Source organism: Reichenbachiella ulvae (assembly GCF_025833875.1).
Lineage (GTDB): Bacteria > Bacteroidota > Bacteroidia > Cytophagales > Cyclobacteriaceae > Reichenbachiella > Reichenbachiella ulvae.
This window is the reverse complement of sequence record NZ_JAOYOD010000001.1, coordinates 3922130-3939003: the sequence shown is the minus strand read 5'-3', so window position 1 is coordinate 3939003 and position 16874 is coordinate 3922130. Positions and strand designations below refer to the sequence as shown.

At 40.9% G+C, this 16874-nt stretch carries 15 protein-coding genes; 13 read left to right on the top strand and 2 right to left on the bottom strand.

Annotated features, from left to right (window positions below; all coding sequences use genetic code 11):
* The first annotated feature begins 71 nt into the window (after positions 1–71).
* From N7U62_RS15905 to N7U62_RS15895, 3 genes are all read left to right on the top strand, one after another.
* Complete coding sequence (locus N7U62_RS15905; protein ID WP_264138997.1) at positions 72–776, top strand: tetratricopeptide repeat protein; 705 nt, start codon at positions 72–74, stop codon at positions 774–776.
* 74 nt (positions 777–850) lie between these two features.
* Positions 851–1327 (top strand): 6,7-dimethyl-8-ribityllumazine synthase, encoded by a 477-nt coding sequence (gene ribH, locus N7U62_RS15900; RefSeq protein WP_264138996.1) that lies wholly within the window; start codon positions 851–853, stop codon positions 1325–1327.
* A gap of 61 nt (positions 1328–1388) precedes the next feature.
* Positions 1389–2210: a carboxypeptidase-like regulatory domain-containing protein gene (locus tag N7U62_RS15895; protein WP_264138995.1), complete on the top strand. Its 822-nt coding sequence runs from the start codon at positions 1389–1391 to the stop codon at positions 2208–2210.
* On the opposite strand, the gene N7U62_RS15890 is transcribed toward N7U62_RS15895, so the two are convergent.
* Positions 2207–3682, bottom strand: coding sequence for a sodium:proton antiporter (locus N7U62_RS15890; RefSeq protein WP_264138994.1), 1476 nt, complete (start codon positions 3680–3682; stop codon positions 2207–2209). The two genes, N7U62_RS15895 and N7U62_RS15890, sit on opposite strands and share 4 nt — an antisense overlap.
* A gap of 213 nt (positions 3683–3895) precedes the next feature.
* On the opposite strand from N7U62_RS15890, the gene N7U62_RS15885 reads away from it, so the two are divergent.
* The 8 genes from N7U62_RS15885 to N7U62_RS15850 all read left to right on the top strand — a co-directional run bounded on the left by N7U62_RS15885 (position 3896) and on the right by N7U62_RS15850 (position 12405).
* Positions 3896–4618 (top strand): type III pantothenate kinase, encoded by a 723-nt coding sequence (locus tag N7U62_RS15885; RefSeq protein ID WP_264138993.1) that lies wholly within the window; start codon positions 3896–3898, stop codon positions 4616–4618.
* Positions 4602–5876 carry a BamG family beta-barrel-assembly machinery protein gene (gene bamG, locus N7U62_RS15880; RefSeq protein WP_264138992.1) on the top strand — a complete coding sequence of 425 codons (1275 nt, stop codon included), beginning with the start codon at positions 4602–4604 and terminating at the stop codon, positions 5874–5876. The genes N7U62_RS15885 and bamG overlap by 17 nt, the downstream gene beginning before the upstream one ends.
* Before the next feature lie 85 nt (positions 5877–5961).
* Positions 5962–7254: a tetratricopeptide repeat protein gene (locus tag N7U62_RS15875; RefSeq protein ID WP_264138991.1), complete on the top strand. Its 1293-nt coding sequence runs from the start codon at positions 5962–5964 to the stop codon at positions 7252–7254.
* A 100-nt stretch (positions 7255–7354) separates the two neighbouring features.
* Positions 7355–7987: an LPS export ABC transporter periplasmic protein LptC gene (gene lptC / locus N7U62_RS15870; RefSeq protein ID WP_264138990.1), complete on the top strand. Its 633-nt coding sequence runs from the start codon at positions 7355–7357 to the stop codon at positions 7985–7987.
* A gap of 183 nt (positions 7988–8170) precedes the next feature.
* Entirely contained in the window at positions 8171–9445 is a 1275-nt protein-coding gene (locus N7U62_RS15865; protein ID WP_264138989.1) for a hemolysin family protein, read from the top strand.
* A 92-nt stretch (positions 9446–9537) separates the two neighbouring features.
* Positions 9538–11610 carry a peptidylprolyl isomerase gene (locus tag N7U62_RS15860; RefSeq protein ID WP_264138988.1) on the top strand — a complete coding sequence of 691 codons (2073 nt, stop codon included), beginning with the start codon at positions 9538–9540 and terminating at the stop codon, positions 11608–11610.
* A 57-nt stretch (positions 11611–11667) separates the two neighbouring features.
* Positions 11668–11928, top strand: coding sequence for a DUF493 domain-containing protein (locus N7U62_RS15855; protein ID WP_264138987.1), 261 nt, complete (start codon positions 11668–11670; stop codon positions 11926–11928).
* 51 nt (positions 11929–11979) lie between these two features.
* Entirely contained in the window at positions 11980–12405 is a 426-nt protein-coding gene (locus tag N7U62_RS15850) for a hypothetical protein (RefSeq protein ID WP_264138986.1), read from the top strand.
* A gap of 58 nt (positions 12406–12463) precedes the next feature.
* Here N7U62_RS15850 and purB read toward each other — a convergent pair whose 3' ends face one another.
* Positions 12464–13819 (bottom strand): adenylosuccinate lyase, encoded by a 1356-nt coding sequence (purB, locus tag N7U62_RS15845; RefSeq protein WP_264138985.1) that lies wholly within the window; start codon positions 13817–13819, stop codon positions 12464–12466.
* Between the two features lie 263 nt (positions 13820–14082).
* Between purB and N7U62_RS15840 the strand changes: the two genes are divergently transcribed.
* A complete protein-coding gene (locus tag N7U62_RS15840; protein WP_264138984.1) occupies positions 14083–15000 on the top strand; it encodes an ion channel in 918 nt (305 codons plus the stop codon).
* 54 nt (positions 15001–15054) lie between these two features.
* Entirely contained in the window at positions 15055–16722 is a 1668-nt protein-coding gene (gene susR / locus N7U62_RS15835; protein ID WP_264138983.1) for a SusR family glycan utilization regulator, read from the top strand.
* Positions 16723–16874 lie beyond the last annotated feature (152 nt).

Genomic DNA, 16874 nt, shown 5'->3' with positions numbered 1-16874 from the left:
TCGACCCGACAGATTATAGCTGGCTGTAAATCAAATTCTTATTAGATTTGCGGCCTTGAATTTGAAGAAGTATGACAAAAAAGAGAAAAGACGCAGAGGAGCACGGAAATGACTTACTAGAAAGTCCGGAAGCACTAGCGGAGCAAATATCCAGAACGGAGCAGTTCATTGAAAAGAACAAAACAATGGTGTCCGTAGTAGGAGCGGTATTGGCTGTAATTGTTTTAGGGTTTCTATTTGGTAGATATTATATAGAGAGCCAAAACAAAGATGCGCAAAGAGACTTGTTTCAGGCTGTTTATTATTTTGAGGCAGACAGTTTAGGTTTGGCTTTGAATGGAGATGGCAATAACTATGGCTTTCTTGAGATCATCAATAGCTACGGTATGACCGACGCGGCTAACATGGCCAATTACTATGCAGGTGCTACTTATTTGAAGTTGGGAGATTTCGACAATGCGTTGAAATATTTGAAAGCATTCAGTGCTTCTGATTATCTGATTCAGGGTAGAGCTTATGCTTTGACTGGAGATGCTTACATGGAATTGGGCGAATATGGTCAGGCTGCCAGCTATTACGAAAAGGCTGCAGGCTATAATGCCAACGACCAGTTTACTCCAGGCTACCTTGTGAAAGCTGCTATTGCTAATGAGACCAGTGGTGATACAGCTGCTGCCCTTGCCAACTACGAGACGATTGTAGATGATTACAAGGAAAGCACGGTTTATCAAGATGCCTTGAAGCATGTGACTCGTTTGAGTGGTGAAATCAACTAAGGTTGAATAAAAATATTAAAGAAGTGGAGGGATGGATTTAGGTTCATCCCTTTTTTATTGAAAAATTAAAGATCATGGCAAGTTCACAGAAAAACCTAAGTGATTACAGTAATAAAAACCTGGTAGATATCTCAGACAAGGTATTCGCTATAGTTGTTTCGGAATGGAACGAAGAGGTAACAGATTCTTTGTATAATGGCGCATTGCAAACTCTGTTGAGTCATGGTGCGAAACAGGAAAACATTGTAAAGGTAGATGTACCGGGAAGTTTTGAGTTGAGTTTAGGCGCCCAAAAGTTGGCCCAAAGAACAGATGTAGATGCAGTGATCTGCCTGGGTTGTGTGATCCAGGGAGAAACGAGGCATTTTGATTTCATCTGCGATGCAGTGGCAAAGGGAATCACAGATGTATCTCTCAAGTATGACAAGCCGGTAATTTTTGGTGTGCTAACTCCAAATACACAGAAGCAGGCCATGGACAGAGCTGGAGGAAAACATGGAAACAAGGGCGATGAGGCTGCCATAACTGCAGTCAAGATGCTCGCGCTATAATTCGTAAACAACCTTTATTACCTATTCGGCATTGATAGTTTGAAACTTAATCTTACTATCTATGCCGAATTTTTTGTGTGCTTTTTTTCTTCTAATCTCGGGTTCTCTCTATGCTCAGAGTCAAATTTCCGCCAAAGTAACCAACGGAAATGAAAGCATACCCTACGTTAATATCAACCTGCTGCATACCAATCTTAGGACCGTTTCTAATCAAAATGGTCATTTTTCATTGAGTTATACGGATGAAAATTTGGCTGATACTTTATCGATTTCCTGTGTAGGTTTCGAGCCGTATAGAAGGCCACTCAGTCAATTCTTGAAGGAAATGAAGGAAGCTAATGAACTGGTTCTGGTCCAATCCACCACGCAATTGCCAGAGTTTGTGTTTTCTGATCGACCTCTCAAGAAAAAAGTATTGGGGAGCAAGAATGCAGGTAAAATGATTCAGGTCGGATTTTCATCGGTCGGTCCGGGCGATCAGATTGGAACTATCTTTCGGGTTCGAGAGGACCTGACCTTTATCAATCAACTACACATCAAACCGACCTACGTCAACAACGATTCCTTGTTGTTCAGGCTCAATTTTTATGATATCAAAAAAGGTCTACCCAACACTAAGCATCAGGTACCATTGATTTTGTTCAACTCTTCAGAGCTCAAGGCCCACGAGGTATTTACACTTGATCTGACTGAGTATGGAATCGTAATGACTAATGATTTTTATCTTTCGATCGAATGTGTCGAAAACCTGGACGAAGATGGCCAAATAGTCTTTGCTGGAAGCTTCTCACATGGTCCAATTATTGGAAGATTGCAGGAAGATGCAGAATGGAGAAAGTTCCCAATGTTCGGAATGGGAATCTTCCTATCTGTAGAATACTAAATAATGCCCCAGTAGAAGAAGATCAACCAAACTACCACGAAAAGAGGCAGCAGAATAGGAATCGAAAATCTAATGATGTATCCAAAGAAAGAGGGCATCTTAATACCTACTTGTTCTGCTATTGATTTCACCATAAAATTTGGGCCGTTTCCAATATAGGTCATGGAACCAAAGAATACAGCCGCTACAGAAATGGCCTTTAAGGATAAAATAGAATTAACGAACTCCGAGCTTCCCTGAGAAAAGGCGATTACATCTGCCAAATTGGTAATAGAAGCGCCTTGAGATGCCATTGCGGCGGTTAAAAAGTTGATATAAGTGGGTGCATTGTCCAAAAATCCTGATAGCAAGCCTGTACCCCAATATAAAGTGTTAGGTGTAATCATCGCTGCTCCAGCGTCAGATTGTGCAAAGTTGCTTACCAATTCCAGTGCAGGCATCATGGTTCCAAAAATACCGATGAAGATAAATGCTACCTCTCTAATAGGTTCGAAATTGAATTCATTTCCATTGATAGCATCTTTATTCGCGAGTTTGTAGGATAGAAATCCCGAGCTAAGCATGATTAATTCTCTTACGAATGAGAATTTTTGCCCTTCATAGTTGATAGCAGGGACCCAATCGATCACATTAGGATCCAGAAATACTGAGCCAACAATTACGGCTAACCAAACAAAATTCTTGGTTCCAATAATGGTGAGCTTGCCCGAGGGAGTTTCCGTGTCTTCTCCAAAACTGTAATCAGACTTATTTTTTCTATCCATAAGGAAAAACACCCCTGCTAGTATCAAACTGGCAAATATCCATGGGATTAGGTTGTATTGGAGTGTCCAGAAAAACGGAACTCCTTTCAAGAACCCCAAGAAAAGTGGAGGGTCACCAATAGGAGTCAATGAACCTCCAATATTGCTCACCATAAAGATGAAAAATATGATGTGATAAGGTTTAATTCTGTTTTTGTTGAGTCGGATGAATGGTCGAATCAACAACATTGAAGCCCCTGTAGTTCCTATGATGTTGGCTACTACAGCTCCAATAAGTAGAATGAATACGTTGGTTAGTGGCTTGGCCTCCTTGTCTACCTCTATCATGATACCACCTGAGGCGATGTACAATCCACTTAGCAATGCGATAAACTGAGCATATTCTGCTAGTGCATGGACTGGGCTATGGACATTGTGAAGTACGAATAGATAGTAGGACACTACGATTGCCGCCAGGGCACATGCCACTATGGGATAGTTTTTGTGCCAAAAGTGCTCATAGAACAACGGGCCTGTTGCTATCATGAGCAGCAGAAGTACAAAAGGAATAACCGTCCAGGCAGGGGCATGATGATGCTCCTCACCGCTTTCGGTGCTTGACATTTCAATTGTTTCTCGTTCTAGGGATGTTGGGGTGGTTTCCGATGAACTGGCGTATGTCAGCTGAGCCAGATTAAGAAAAATAACTAGAAAAATAAACTTCCGCATGAGGATATAAATATCGTGGGGCAATTATATATAAATGAGTCGAACTCATCTATCCAATAATTACATTATTTGTTTCTTTTCGCAGTTTACGAGTTCTTTTTGTCGGATATAAAGATAAGAAACCCAATTTCTACTTAATGTTATTCATTCTGTATTTTTTGAATTATAAGCAGAAAAATTCACCGTAACTTCACGGCTTTCTGGAGTAAAGAAATGAAGGCTATCGCATTAGACATAGGCAACACACAGATCAAAATTGGAAAGTTTGATTCGGGTCAGATGCTTGACCTAGAAACTGTTGAGTCCCTGGTGGAAATGAAAAAAGTGGTTGATGAATTTATGCCGCTTCACATTATTTCTTCTAGTGTGGCTTATTCACCTTCAGAGCAGCAAGACTTTTTGTCTAATTATAGGGTTTTGTATTTGGATGCAAAGACACCTGTACCTGTACTCAATAAGTATGGTACTCCTCACACCTTAGGTCTGGACCGAATGGCGGCTGTAGTGGGGGCTCAGCAAATGTTTCAGGAGCGGGATTGTTTAATTATTGATGTCGGGACTTGTATCACATACGACCTTTTGGATAGTAAATCGCATTATCATGGGGGAGGTATTTCTCCCGGAGTAGAATTAAGATTCAAATCGATGAACGATTACACCAGAAATCTGCCGTTAATCACAAATTACGAGGAGGTGCCGTTGATAGGTGGCTCTACTCGAGAATCCATGATGAGTGGGGTATTTAATGGTATAGCTGCGGAAATTGATGGTATAATAGATCGTTATAGTCAAATATACCCTGATATACAGGTGATTCTGTGCGGGGGTTGGACAAAACGTTTTGAATCTAAATTAAAAGCATCCATCTTTGCATCCCCTGAATTGGTGCTGGTCGGTTTGATTAGGATTTTGGAGTACAATGAAGAGAAAAAATAGCATAGCTCTAGTAGCTGCCTTTATGATAAGTAGCTTTTGGGCTCAGGCACAAATCACGTTTTCCCCTTATTCTGTTTTTGGTATCGGAGATATTCAAAGCAGAGCTATGTCCCATCAAGGAGCTATGGGCGGAGTGGGAATTGGTACGCCTAGTTTTTATCATATCAATAGTATGAATCCTGCGCTATTGACTTATAACAGATTGACTTCATTCGAAATCGGAATCCAGGGAGAAAGCCGTACATCCGCCACCTCGATTGATTCTCAAACCAACGGTTCTGGGGGATTCAAGTATCTCAGCTTTGCATTTCCCATTATATATAATAGGATGACCACTAACATTGGGGTTCGCCCATATAGTGCAGTTAACTACAATTTTCTTTCTGAAGCATCGGTGGAAGGCAATGATCAGGTTACAGCATTGGTTGAACGTACAGGAGAAGGAGGGCTTACAGAAGTATACTGGTCCAATGGAATTAGGGCCTATAAAAACTTATCCTTTGGAGTGAGAGGGTCATTTCTTTTTGGTTTTATAGAAGATGAAAATAGAATCACCTTGACAGGAGATGATGTGACCTCTCAGGTTCCTTCTGGGATCATGCAAAAAACAAATTATAAAGGATTCACTTTGGGATTTGGTGCAGCCTATCGATTTGAAATAGGTGAGAAGAAAAATATTTCTGTGGGTGCAACCTACGATTTAGGTCAAGATTTGAAAGGAGAAAGATTGACGAGACAAGTTACCTTCATAGGAGATCGAGATTTGCCGGGTGATACTTTAGTGAATGGAAGTTATGATAGCAGTTTTGGGCTTCCAACTGAATTAGGATTAGGTATTTCGTATGAATACGAAAATCGTTTGATTGTTGGATTGGATGTAACTATTGCAGACTGGCAAGATGATGCGGCCTTTTCGGATAACAGTGCATTGGGTTTTAGAAGGACTTTATCTGCAGGGTTAGGAATAGAGATAATCCCTAAATATAATGACGTGGACAGTTATTTGAGTCGTGTCAGATACCGTGTGGGTGTGAGTTATCAGCAGCTGCCTTATGTGACGGGAAATACCAATATCGATGATATTGGCATCAATTTTGGATGGTCATTACCTGTTAAGACTGTTTCGGCTTTGAATATGACATTTAAATACGGGCAGCGAGGTACTAAGGACGATGGATTGGTTAAAGAAAATTACATCAAATTTACCTTAGGTGTTACGCTGAATGACCGCTGGTTTATCAGAAGAAAGTATAATTAATAGTCTAATAGTTGAGAAAGTGAATTGTTCATCATAATTTTTCGCTTTTTTTAGCACTTAACTATCAAAACATAAATTGGATAAAATGAAAAAGCTACTATTGATAGGGTTAGTTGTTGGTTTGAATGCAGCAGCAATCGCTCAGCCAGGATGGAACTGGCCAGAAGATGTAGATAAAGCAAAAGAGAAAAACGCACTCTATGTAGATGCTGTTAAAAGTGAGCAATATGCAACAGCAGTAGAGCCTCACAAGTGGTTACTAGAGAATTGCCCTGACCTTAACGAGTCGCTTTATATTAATGGTATCAAGATATATGAAGGATTGGCTGATGAAGAGAAAGATGCTGCCAAGCAGCTTGAGTATCAAGAGATGGCCATGAAGATGTACGATGACCGAATCAAGTATTTTGGTGATGAAGCCAATGTATTGAATAGAAAGGCCTTTAGTGCTTACAAATACTATAAAGGAAACAAAGCCAAGTATCAAGAAATGATGGATTTGTTCAAAAAAGTATTTGAACTAAATGGTACTGAAGTTCTTAACAACAACTTGGTTGGCTACATGGATGTAGTGAGAAGATATAAATTGACTGGTGGAGCAATCACTGATGAGGAGGTGATTGAGATATATGGAATGGTCTCAGATATCATCGCTGAGAAGCAAGCCAAGTCAGGCAATGATAAATATGAAAAGTATCAAGAGAATGTTGATAAACTTTTGACTGCCACGGTAGATGTCAACTGTGAGTTCATCGAAGGAAAATTGGTTCCTAAAATGAGAGAAACACAGGATGTGAAAATGGCTAAGAAAGTTTTCCAATTGATGTTATCTGCAAAATGCACTGATAGCCCAGCATTTGCCGAGGCAGGTGAGTTGGTTTACACGACTGATCCATCTTACGGTATGGCAAAAGTATTGGGGATTAAATTCGCCGCTGCTGGAGATATGGATAAGGCAACTAAATACTATGATGCTGCGATCGATATGTCAGATGATAATTTGAAGAAAGCAGAGATCTATATGAACAAGGCTCAGATGTATGCTAGTAAAGGCATGAAGCCATCAGCTAGAAGCGCTGCGAGAATGGCATTGGCCAATGATCCATCTGCTAAGGAAGCATATACTTTAATTGGTAATCTTTATTTCCAGAGCTACAATGATTGTAGAGAGGGTGTGAGCAAGGTAGATGACAGATTGGTTTTCATCGCAGCTTACAACCAGTATGCGAAAGCAGGAAATTCTGAATTGATGGCAAAGGCCAAAGAACAATTTCCTTCTATAGGAGAAATTTTCGAACTTGGATTGACTGAAGGTCAGTCTATGACTCTGGGATGTTGGATCAACGAAACGGTTGTTCTAGAAAGAAGACCGAACTAATATCTCTATATAAGAAATCAAAAAAAGCACCTTACTTTTGCGAGAAGGTGCTTTTTTTATGACAAAGCATTTCAACTGAAAATTTGATTGGTTCATTAGAATGAAACATCTTTTTCCCTTATTCATATTATTAGGTCTGTTAGCCTGTGAGGACAAAAAGGCCGTACTGGATCAAGAGCGCTATGAGGGGCCTTCTGTATCAATGGATAGCATAGATGTGATGGTATCTGATTCAGCTGTCGCTAAGATCCGTCTGGTGGCTGCCAAGCAGTTGGTCTACGAAAATGAGGATCGAGATTTTCCTGAAGGGATTTATCTGGAATTTTATGATAATGCTGGACGTCTGGCTTCCACCCTGCGAGCGAATACGGGTTACTATTTTTCTGAGGAAGATTATTATAAGGCCGAGGGAGATGTCCAAATGGTAAGTCTGGCCAAGGGTGATGATTTGCATACCGAGCTGCTCAATTGGGTACCGAAAGAAGAAAGAATTCATACGGATAAGTTTGTGACCATCCGATCCGGAGGGGAGGTACTCAAGGGAGAAGGTCTGGAAGCCAGCGAGGACTTTGATGAATACACGATCCTGAAACCAACTGGTGTCATGAATCTGGCGCCAACTAACGAAGCTAAAAGTAACTCTGGTGGATTTGACGATGATTTGGTTTTCGAGGAAGATACTACAGATTATGAGTTGCTAGAGGAAGAAGCAGAAATAGAAAAGTCAGAATAGTATGGGTGGATCGGTTTTTCAAATAGTGATATTTACATTAGCGGCTGGATTTTTTCTGATTGGCATTCACCAAACCATGCTTTATGGTGCTATGCAGTCCTATTGGATTTTTATGTTAAGCATAGGTCTTTTACTTTTATACAAATTAAAGAAGAACCCAAAGTAGTTCACATCTAATCATATATGGATACATTCCTGACAGGGGCCATCCTGACATCAATTTTCTTCTCTGCGCTGTTTTCTGGTATCGAAATAGCATTTATCACAACCGATAAGCTTCATATAGCATTGCAGGAAAAGCAGGGTGGGTTGTCAGCAAGGATTCTACACAAGTTTTCGAACAATCCTTCCAATTTCATTGCTACCACATTGATTGGTAATAACCTGACGCTTGTAGTCTATGGTATATTTATGGCGATGCTTCTGGATCCCTGGTTGGCGAGAGTGCTGCCCGAACCTTTCAACAACGATTTGGTGATTTTGCTGTCACAGACTGTAATCTCTACGATCATCGTTCTCTTTACCGCTGAGTATGTACCCAAGAGTATTTTCCTAACCAATCCTTACCGTTTTCTTTCGGTTCTATCCGTACCTATTTTGATCATTTACTACTTGCTCAGTCCGGTGGTCTTTATGGTTGTGGCTGGTAGCAAGTTTTTGTTAACCAGAGTTCTGAGGTTGGAATATTCGGATGATCGACCCGTATATGGTTTGACAGACCTGAACAACTATATCCGAAATATTATGGAGGATGATACGGAGGAAAATGATCAGGATGTCGATGCACGTTTTTTCAACAATGCCCTGGATTTTAAAACCGTTAAGGTGAGGGAGTGCATGATTCCTCGTACCGAGATCAAAGCTGTAGATGTCAGTGATACGATAGAGGAGTTAAAAGAAATGTTCATCGAAACGGGGCTTTCGAAGATCCTGGTGTATGATGAATCTATTGATGATGTGATTGGTTATTGCCATTCGCTGGCTTTGTTCAAAAAGCCACAGGATATTCCTGAAATTCTTACTAAGATCATTATAGTACCTGAAACCATGCCAGCAAATGAATTGATGATTCAATTGATTACTGAACACAAAAGTTTAGCTTTGGTGGTCGACGAGTATGGTGGTACGTCAGGGATCGTTAGTTTGGAAGATATTATCGAGGAGATTTTTGGTGAAATTCGTGATGAGCACGATGAAGAAGATTTGCTCGAGCTAAAACTCAATGATAAGGAATATGAATTCAGTGCCCGACAAGAAGTAGATTATCTTAATGATACTCATGGTTTTAACCTGCCGACAGGTGACTATGATACACTAGGAGGACTGATTTTGTCTATCAATGAGAACTTACCTGAACCCGGAGATGTGATTGAATTACCGGGATATAGCTTCGAAATTTTACTCATGGAAGAAGCTCGAATCGAAAAAATCAAATTAAGAATTTTAGATCAAGAATAGCCTCAAATACAAGGATTTAACTAAGCGCAGGAAAATTTTGATATTAACAGGAGGCTTTCTTATTTTGCGCATCTTTTTTAACATAAATAGACATGGCATTAATTAATACATTAAGGAATAAAGGGGGGAAAATAGTCGTAGGCCTTATTGGGTTTTCTATTGTCGCTTTCATTGGAGCGGATTTATTGGGACCTAATTCTCGATTATTTGGTGGAGCTGCCAATATAGGCGAGATAGCCGGACAGACTATTTCTTATCAGGACTTCTTGGACAAGCAGGAGGAGATGACTTACAATTTCCAAATGAATCAGGGAAGAAGTCCTTCAGCTTCTGAGCAGGAGTTCATCCGCAACCAAACCTGGGATGCGTTGATCAGTGAGTATGCCTTCGAAGCACAATACAATCAGTTAGGATTGGATATCTCTGCTGAAGAGATTGTAGACATGGTTCAGGGAGACAACATCAGCCCACAGATCAGACAGGCATTTACGAATCCTGAGACTGGCGTTTTCGAAAAGGAAAGAGTAATTGAGTACTTGAGAACACTTCCAGAGCAAGCACCGCAGCAGCGTGCAGCATGGTACAACTTCGAAAATAGTTTGGCACCCACTCGTCAGCGTACGAAGTACAACAATTTGATCATAAAGACTAACTATGCAACAGAAGCTGAGGCTAAGTTTGAGTATAAGTCATCTAACAATACAGCAGAAGTAAATTACATCTATGTGCCTTACTTTTCAGTATCTGATACGGCGATTGAAGTTTCTGATGCTGACTTGAAAGCATATTTCGCTGCACATAAAGATGAATACAAGGGAGAGGCTTCTAAATCATTGAAATTCGTTGTAATAGACGTGGTTCCATCTGCTACCGATACGGCAGTGGTAAAAGAAGAAATTCAAGAATTGGTGAGCCAGTTTGCTGCCGCTGAGGATGATTCTTTGTTTGCATCTATCAACTCTGACGCTACGGATGCTTTCAAAGCGTATTCGGCAGATCAATTGCCAAGCGCTGTTCAGGATGCAGCAATCGGTGATGTAGTAGGACCATTGGTAGAGAATGGTAGCTTTGTTCTTTATAAGTTGTCAGCCCTGACAGAAGGAGATGACTTCACTGCTAGAGCTAGCCACATTCTATTCAAGTTAGAGGATAAAGAAGAGGCTAATAAGGTCTTAAGACAAATCAAAAACGGTGCTGATTTTGCTGAAATGGCAAGACTGCATGGAACAGATGGTACTGCTTCTAAAGGAGGTGATCTTGGATGGTTCGGGTCTGGAAGAATGGTTCCAGAATTCGAAAAAGCAGTTTTCGATGCTACAAAAGAAGGTTTATTACCTAATCTAGTAGAAACTCAGTTTGGATACCACATCATCGATGTAACCGGTGTTAAAACCAATGAAGAGTATAAAGTAGCTAAAGTGGCTAGAGAACTATATGTAGGAGACGAAACTAGAAATGCTTTCTACAGAGATGCTGAGAAATTTGCTTTCGATACAGAGTCTTCTTCAGAATTCCAGGCCAATGCAGAGGCCGCAGGATTAGCGGTGAAATCTGCTTCTAACCTTGGACCAAATGCGAAGAGAATCCCTGGCATCAATGAGGCAAGAAACATTGTTTATTGGGCTTACAACAAGGCAAGCGTAGGGGATGTTTCTGAGGTATTCGAGATAGAAGATCAATATGTAGTTGCTACTTTGGTATCTGAGCAAGAAGAAGGTGAGGCTACTTTGGCTTCAGTAGAAGTGGAGGTTCGTAAGCAGGTTGAAAATGAGAAAAAGGCTGCGATCATTACAGAAAAATTGAACTCAATCGAAGAGGAGAACTTGGCAACTAAGTTGATCTCTTACGATGGCAATGGAGCGAAATACTATTCGATGACAGACCTGAAAATGAGCAGCAACTCATTGAAAAGTGTAGGTCTGGCGCCTAAGGCAGTTGGTTTGGCTTTCGCCATGGAGCCAGGAGAAATCACTGAGCCTTTCGCCATCGACAATGGTGTGATCCAAATGGAATTGGTGAACAAGGCAGAAGCTCCTGAAGTTTCGGACTATGAGGTCTACAGAAATCAGGTAACTTCAAAGAAACAGTCTAGATTGGCATATAGCATCGATGAGGCAGTAAGAGAGCTGGCTGAAATCGAAGATGAGAGATATAAGTTTTTCTAGGATAGAAACAAACGATAACTTTGAGTCCTGGCGATAGCCAGGACTTTTTTTATTTATATGGATTTTTCATCACAGTCATTCAAGGAAAAGTTGGAGAGTGTTCACACCTTCCCAACGCTCTACATGTTCAAGTTCATTGTTCCGCATGCCCAGCTGGATAAGGTTAAGGCCATATTGCCAAAGCATGAGATGGATCTAAAAGAATCCAAGAAGGGGACATACATTTCGGCCACTATACGTGTAATGGCCGGCAGTAGCGATCAGGTAATTGAGATCTACCAGAAGGCCAGTGAAATTGAAGGTATAGTTGCACTATAATTCAACCTGCTTCCGTTCCGTTATCGGATTATTTGATTTATCATTGAACCAGTGATACGCTCTATCTATATCGTCTCGGTATTTTTTTCTTTTGCTCTTTGTGTATTGTTCTCTTCAGAGTTGCATGCGCAGGAGGAGATCAAAAAGGAATTGCCTACCCGAAAGGTGGATAGGAAAGTGAAAGAGGATGTTCGGCGCAATCAACCTGATATTCGGGACTACAATCACATATATATCAAGGATGGAAAGAGTATGCTCTATGGTAATCGATGTGCGCTAGAAGCGACTCATCAGATGGGATTCGAATATGTGCTGGAACATAGACCAGAGCAGTCCTTCAAATCGAAATGGTATAGGTTTAAAAACAACTTTTGGGTTAAGTCCAAGCTGTGCGTAACACGAGGACCCTGGTGGAAACTCACCGTCAATAAAAGACTGAAAGAATGTGCTAAGCTCAGCGGAGATTCCAGAGGATAAAAAAAACGGGCCTAATTGCTTAGCCCCGTTTATTTCTTAAACAATTTTGGTTTACCTCTTATTTCAAAGGATTGATTCCTGTATAGTTGAAAGGCGTGATGTTTTTCATTTCCTCCTTTAGATCTTCACTAATCTCTAGCGTATCGATGAACTCTGCCAATGATTGCTGAGTCACTTCCTGATTCCCTCTTGTAAGCGCTTTGAGAGCTTCATATGGCTCAGGGTAAGCTTCGCGTCTGAGTAGGGTCTGGATCGCTTCAGAAACTACTGCCCAGTTCTGATCCAAATCAGCGTCAATGGCTGCTTGATTCAATTCCAGTTTACCCATTCCTTTCTCCAGCGATTTGAGAGCAATGAAGCCGTGTCCTACTGGCACACCGACGTTTCTCAATACAGTAGAGTCTGTCAGGTCTCTCTGAAGACGTGAGATAGGAAGTTTAGCAGACAGGTATTCAAATACCGCGTTAGCCATACCCAGGTTGCCTTCCGCATTTTCGAAATCGATAGGGTTCACCTTGTGAGGCATAGCAGACGATCCTACTTCTCCTTTTACGATTTTTTGCTTGAAGTAGCCCATAGAGATGTATTGCCAGATGTCACGTGCAAAGTCGATCAATATGGTATTGATTCTTTTCAGGTTGTCGAAAAGAGCTGCCATGTCATCGTAGTGCTCGATCTGGGTAGTTGGGTAGCTTCTTCTCAGTCCCAATGTGTTGTCCACAAAGTTGTTGGCGAATTTGATCCAGTCGATCTCTGGATAGGCGATAAAGTGAGCATTCATGTTACCAGTTGCACCACCGAACTTAGCACCATAGCGCACTGAATCCAGCATGTTTACCTGCTGTGTCAAACGCTCGTGGAATACCAAAATTTCTTTGCCCAGCATAGTCGGAGAGGCAGGCTGACCGTGCGTCTTGGCTAGCATAGGGATGTCTTTCCACTCCTCTGCCATTTCCATCAGGTTAGCTTCTATCTGATTCAAAGCTGGAATGTATTCGCTTTCTATGGCATGCTTGAGCTGCAAAGGAATCGCCGTATTGTTGATGTCCTGAGAAGTCAATCCAAAGTGGATGAATTCTTTGAATTGCTGCAGTCCTAAATTGTCGAATCTTTTCTTGATGAAGTATTCGACAGCCTTCACATCATGGTTAGTTGTTTTTTCAATGTCTTTGATCTCCTGAGCATCGGCTTCAGAAAACTCTACTACAATCTGACGTAGTTTACCGAATAGGCTGTGGTCTACACTTTCGAGCTGTGGCAGTGGGTGCTGGCAGAGGGCGATGAAATATTCTATTTCTACATGTACTCTGTATTTGATGAGTCCATACTCTGAAAAATATTCTGCTAATTCTGCAGTGTGTCTTCTGTATCTGCCGTCTACCGGCGAAATGGCTGTCAGTGCATTCAAATCCATCTTATTCTAATTTTACCTGAACGATCAGGTGTTAGTAGTTTTATGTTAATAAGAAATAGTATTGCGATTACTACTTGATTAATTAGCGAATAAAGTCAGCTACTGAAAAACCAATAACTTGAATCTATTCACCATTAACCTTGAGTTTGCCCAACAAACTCAATCCAAGTGAGGCGCAAAATTAGCCAATCTCAGCTACTAATGACTGATTCCCAGCTAACATTATTGACTAGCACTTATATTTGGGATTGATAGTTTAAACCATGAGTGAAGAAATACAAGATCCGGGTCTGGGGCTAAAGTTTGAGCGGGTAGCGAACCGGTCTATCAATAAGGATGGCTCATTCAATGTGAAGCGTGTCAATTTTGGTTATCATTTTAAGAACACCTATCAGTCTTTGATTCGGATGAACTGGTTTTTGTTTTTTGTGGTAGTTACAGTTTTTATTCTGGGGAGCAATTTACTGTTTGCGGGAGCCTATTTCTTGGCAGGGAGAGCCGAGCTGTCTGGTCTGTTTAGCCATAACGAATGGGATCATTTCTTGCAATGTGTTTATTTCTCTTTTCAGTCCTTTACTACAGTAGGCTTTGGTTCTATTTCTCCAGTGGGACACTTCAGTAGTATCGTTTCGTCGATTGAGTCGGTGTATGGATTGATTTCTTTTGCCTTCATCACGGGTTTGCTATACGGACGTTTTTCCAGACCTCAGGCGATGTTTAAATACAGCAAAAACGCTCTGATTGCTCCATACAAGGATGGAAAAAGCTTGCAGTTTCGATTTGTGAATCGACGGAGTAGCCAGATCATAGAACTGTCTGCAGATGTGATGTTGAGTTACAACAAGAAAATTGGAGGTAGCTATGCCAGAAAATTTTCCAGACTTCAATTAGAAATTGATAGTATTCTTTTCTTGCCTCTCAACTGGACGCTGGTGCATCCCATCGACGAGAAATCACCTCTTTATTCTTTGACTCAAGAGGAGCTGGTAGAAGGTGGTGCAGAAATCATGATCCTTATTAAAGGTTTTGATGACACCTTTAGTCAAATTGTTCATTCGCGATATTCATATACTTTCGACGAAGTAGTATGGGATGCCAAATTTGTAAAGCCCTATCATGTAGATGAAAATGGTGAGATGGTCCTGGATAAGGATTTGGTCGATGAGTATGAAAAAGTCTAAAAGGGATTTCTGTAATTTCGCTGTTGATTAAAACAAAATTCGCTAATATTCGAGATGCGTAGCATATTGGGACTATGGTTACTATTTGGCGTTCTATGGCCTGCTCAATCAGAGAGTTTGGATTCGCTGCTTTTGGTTTTAGATCAGGAGATTCAGGAAAGGTCCGCTTATGACTCCCAGAGAGAGCTTCGCATCAGCAGCATCAAAGGGCTATTAGATGATCCTAATCTTGATCCAAGTGAAAAATACCATGTGCAGGCGCAGCTGATTCGTGAATATGCTACCTACACTTTTGATTCAGCCCTCCACTATATCAATCAAAATATTAGCTTAGCCGAAGAGCAGGGCAATTCTGAGTTTTTGTCAGAAGCCAGATTGTATCAGGCCAAAATGCTGGCCTATTCGGGTTCTTACAAGGAAGCCTTAGATATTCTGCAATTGGTAGACAAGGAGACCTTGAAAGAAAGTACAGTTAGGATGTATTTCATGGTCTATCACAAGGTCTATGAAGATCTCCATTTTTACTCAAGAATAGAAAGCAACAATCAGAATTACCGTGTACTTCTGGATGCATACACCGATTCTTTGACCCATTATTTGAATCCAGATACTGATCTCTATTGGGATCTGATTGAGAAAGAATATCGTGACAGTCGCAAAATGGAGAAGTGTCTGGAGATCAACAAAAAGCGAATGGCACAGGCGAAAATGGCCACTCCACAGTATGCTTTGATTGCTTTTCAACGTTCCCTGATTCATGAGATCAATGGGGATATAGAGCAGCAAAAGGTTTATTTGTCCCTTTCAGCTATTTCGGATTTACGTGCTTCTATCAAGGACAATGCCTCTCTGACCCAGCTGGCTTTATTGCTTTATGAGGAGAAGGAAATCGATAGGGCCTATCGCTACATCAAAGTGTCCTTTGAGGATGCGGAGTTCTTTAATTCTCGTCTTCGGTTCATCGAGATTTCGAATATTTTTCCTTTGATCACGGCGGCCTACCAAAAGCGAATTGATAAGCAAAACGAACAACTTAGGACCAGTCTTGCATTGATTAGTTTATTGTCTCTGGGTCTTGCGATAATGGTATTCGTGACGATCCGACAAGTCAAAAAAGTGCGAAAAGGACGAAATGATCTGCGTGTGGCCAATATGAATCTCAAGGAGCTGAATGACGAAATGAAACTAGCCAATGAGAAGTTGAATGATTTAAATAATCAATTGGTTGAGTCGGACAGCATCAAAGAGCAATACATCGCCAGTTTCCTCAATATCTGTTCGGATTTCATCGATAAGCTCGACAACTATCGTCGCATGGTGAAAAAAATGATCACGAATCGCAAATACGAAGAACTCTACCAAACTACGAACTCACACGATTTGATTGATCGGGAATTGCACTTGTTCTATGAGACCTTTGACAGCACTTTTCTCAATATCTATCCGGATTTCGTACAGCAGGTCAACGGGCTCCTTTTGCCAGAGGAAAAGATTGAGCTTAAGCAAGGAGAACTCTTGAATACGGAATTAAGAATTTTTGCTCTCATTCGTTTGGGGATACAGGACAGTTCTCAAATCTCGAAGCTACTGCGCTACTCTGTCAATACGATCTATAACTATCGGGTCAAAGTCAAGAATAAGGCTGCAGGTCCTCGAGATGAATTCGAAGACCAGATCATGCAGATCAATGCAATCGCAGTCTCTAAAGACTCCCAGTCATAGTTGATTAGAAGTTTGGTTTTTGATCTCTCTTCAGAGAATTAATCCAAAATTAGATCCATTTCTATCCACTATAACTTTAAAGACATCCACTTTTCTGTACTTTAAGGTTACTTGCATTGATCAGTAAATCAAGGGGTTGAGTGTTTTTCTCG

Coding starts and splice junctions, on each gene's coding strand:
- N7U62_RS15890 (WP_264138994.1), bottom strand. CDS start 3,682: ATGCGGAAGTTTATTTTTCTAGTTATTTTTCTTAATCTGGCTCAGCTG.
- N7U62_RS15840 (WP_264138984.1), top strand. CDS start 14,083: ATGAGTGAAGAAATACAAGATCCGGGTCTGGGGCTAAAGTTTGAGCGG.
- N7U62_RS15860 (WP_264138988.1), top strand. CDS start 9,538: ATGGCATTAATTAATACATTAAGGAATAAAGGGGGGAAAATAGTCGTA.
- N7U62_RS15865 (WP_264138989.1), top strand. CDS start 8,171: ATGGATACATTCCTGACAGGGGCCATCCTGACATCAATTTTCTTCTCT.
- bamG (WP_264138992.1), top strand. CDS start 4,602: ATGAAGAGAAAAAATAGCATAGCTCTAGTAGCTGCCTTTATGATAAGT.
- purB (WP_264138985.1), bottom strand. CDS start 13,819: ATGGATTTGAATGCACTGACAGCCATTTCGCCGGTAGACGGCAGATAC.
- N7U62_RS15905 (WP_264138997.1), top strand. CDS start 72: ATGACAAAAAAGAGAAAAGACGCAGAGGAGCACGGAAATGACTTACTA.
- N7U62_RS15885 (WP_264138993.1), top strand. CDS start 3,896: ATGAAGGCTATCGCATTAGACATAGGCAACACACAGATCAAAATTGGA.
- N7U62_RS15895 (WP_264138995.1), top strand. CDS start 1,389: ATGCCGAATTTTTTGTGTGCTTTTTTTCTTCTAATCTCGGGTTCTCTC.
- susR (WP_264138983.1), top strand. CDS start 15,055: ATGCGTAGCATATTGGGACTATGGTTACTATTTGGCGTTCTATGGCCT.
- ribH (WP_264138996.1), top strand. CDS start 851: ATGGCAAGTTCACAGAAAAACCTAAGTGATTACAGTAATAAAAACCTG.
- N7U62_RS15855 (WP_264138987.1), top strand. CDS start 11,668: ATGGATTTTTCATCACAGTCATTCAAGGAAAAGTTGGAGAGTGTTCAC.
- lptC (WP_264138990.1), top strand. CDS start 7,355: ATGAAACATCTTTTTCCCTTATTCATATTATTAGGTCTGTTAGCCTGT.
- N7U62_RS15875 (WP_264138991.1), top strand. CDS start 5,962: ATGAAAAAGCTACTATTGATAGGGTTAGTTGTTGGTTTGAATGCAGCA.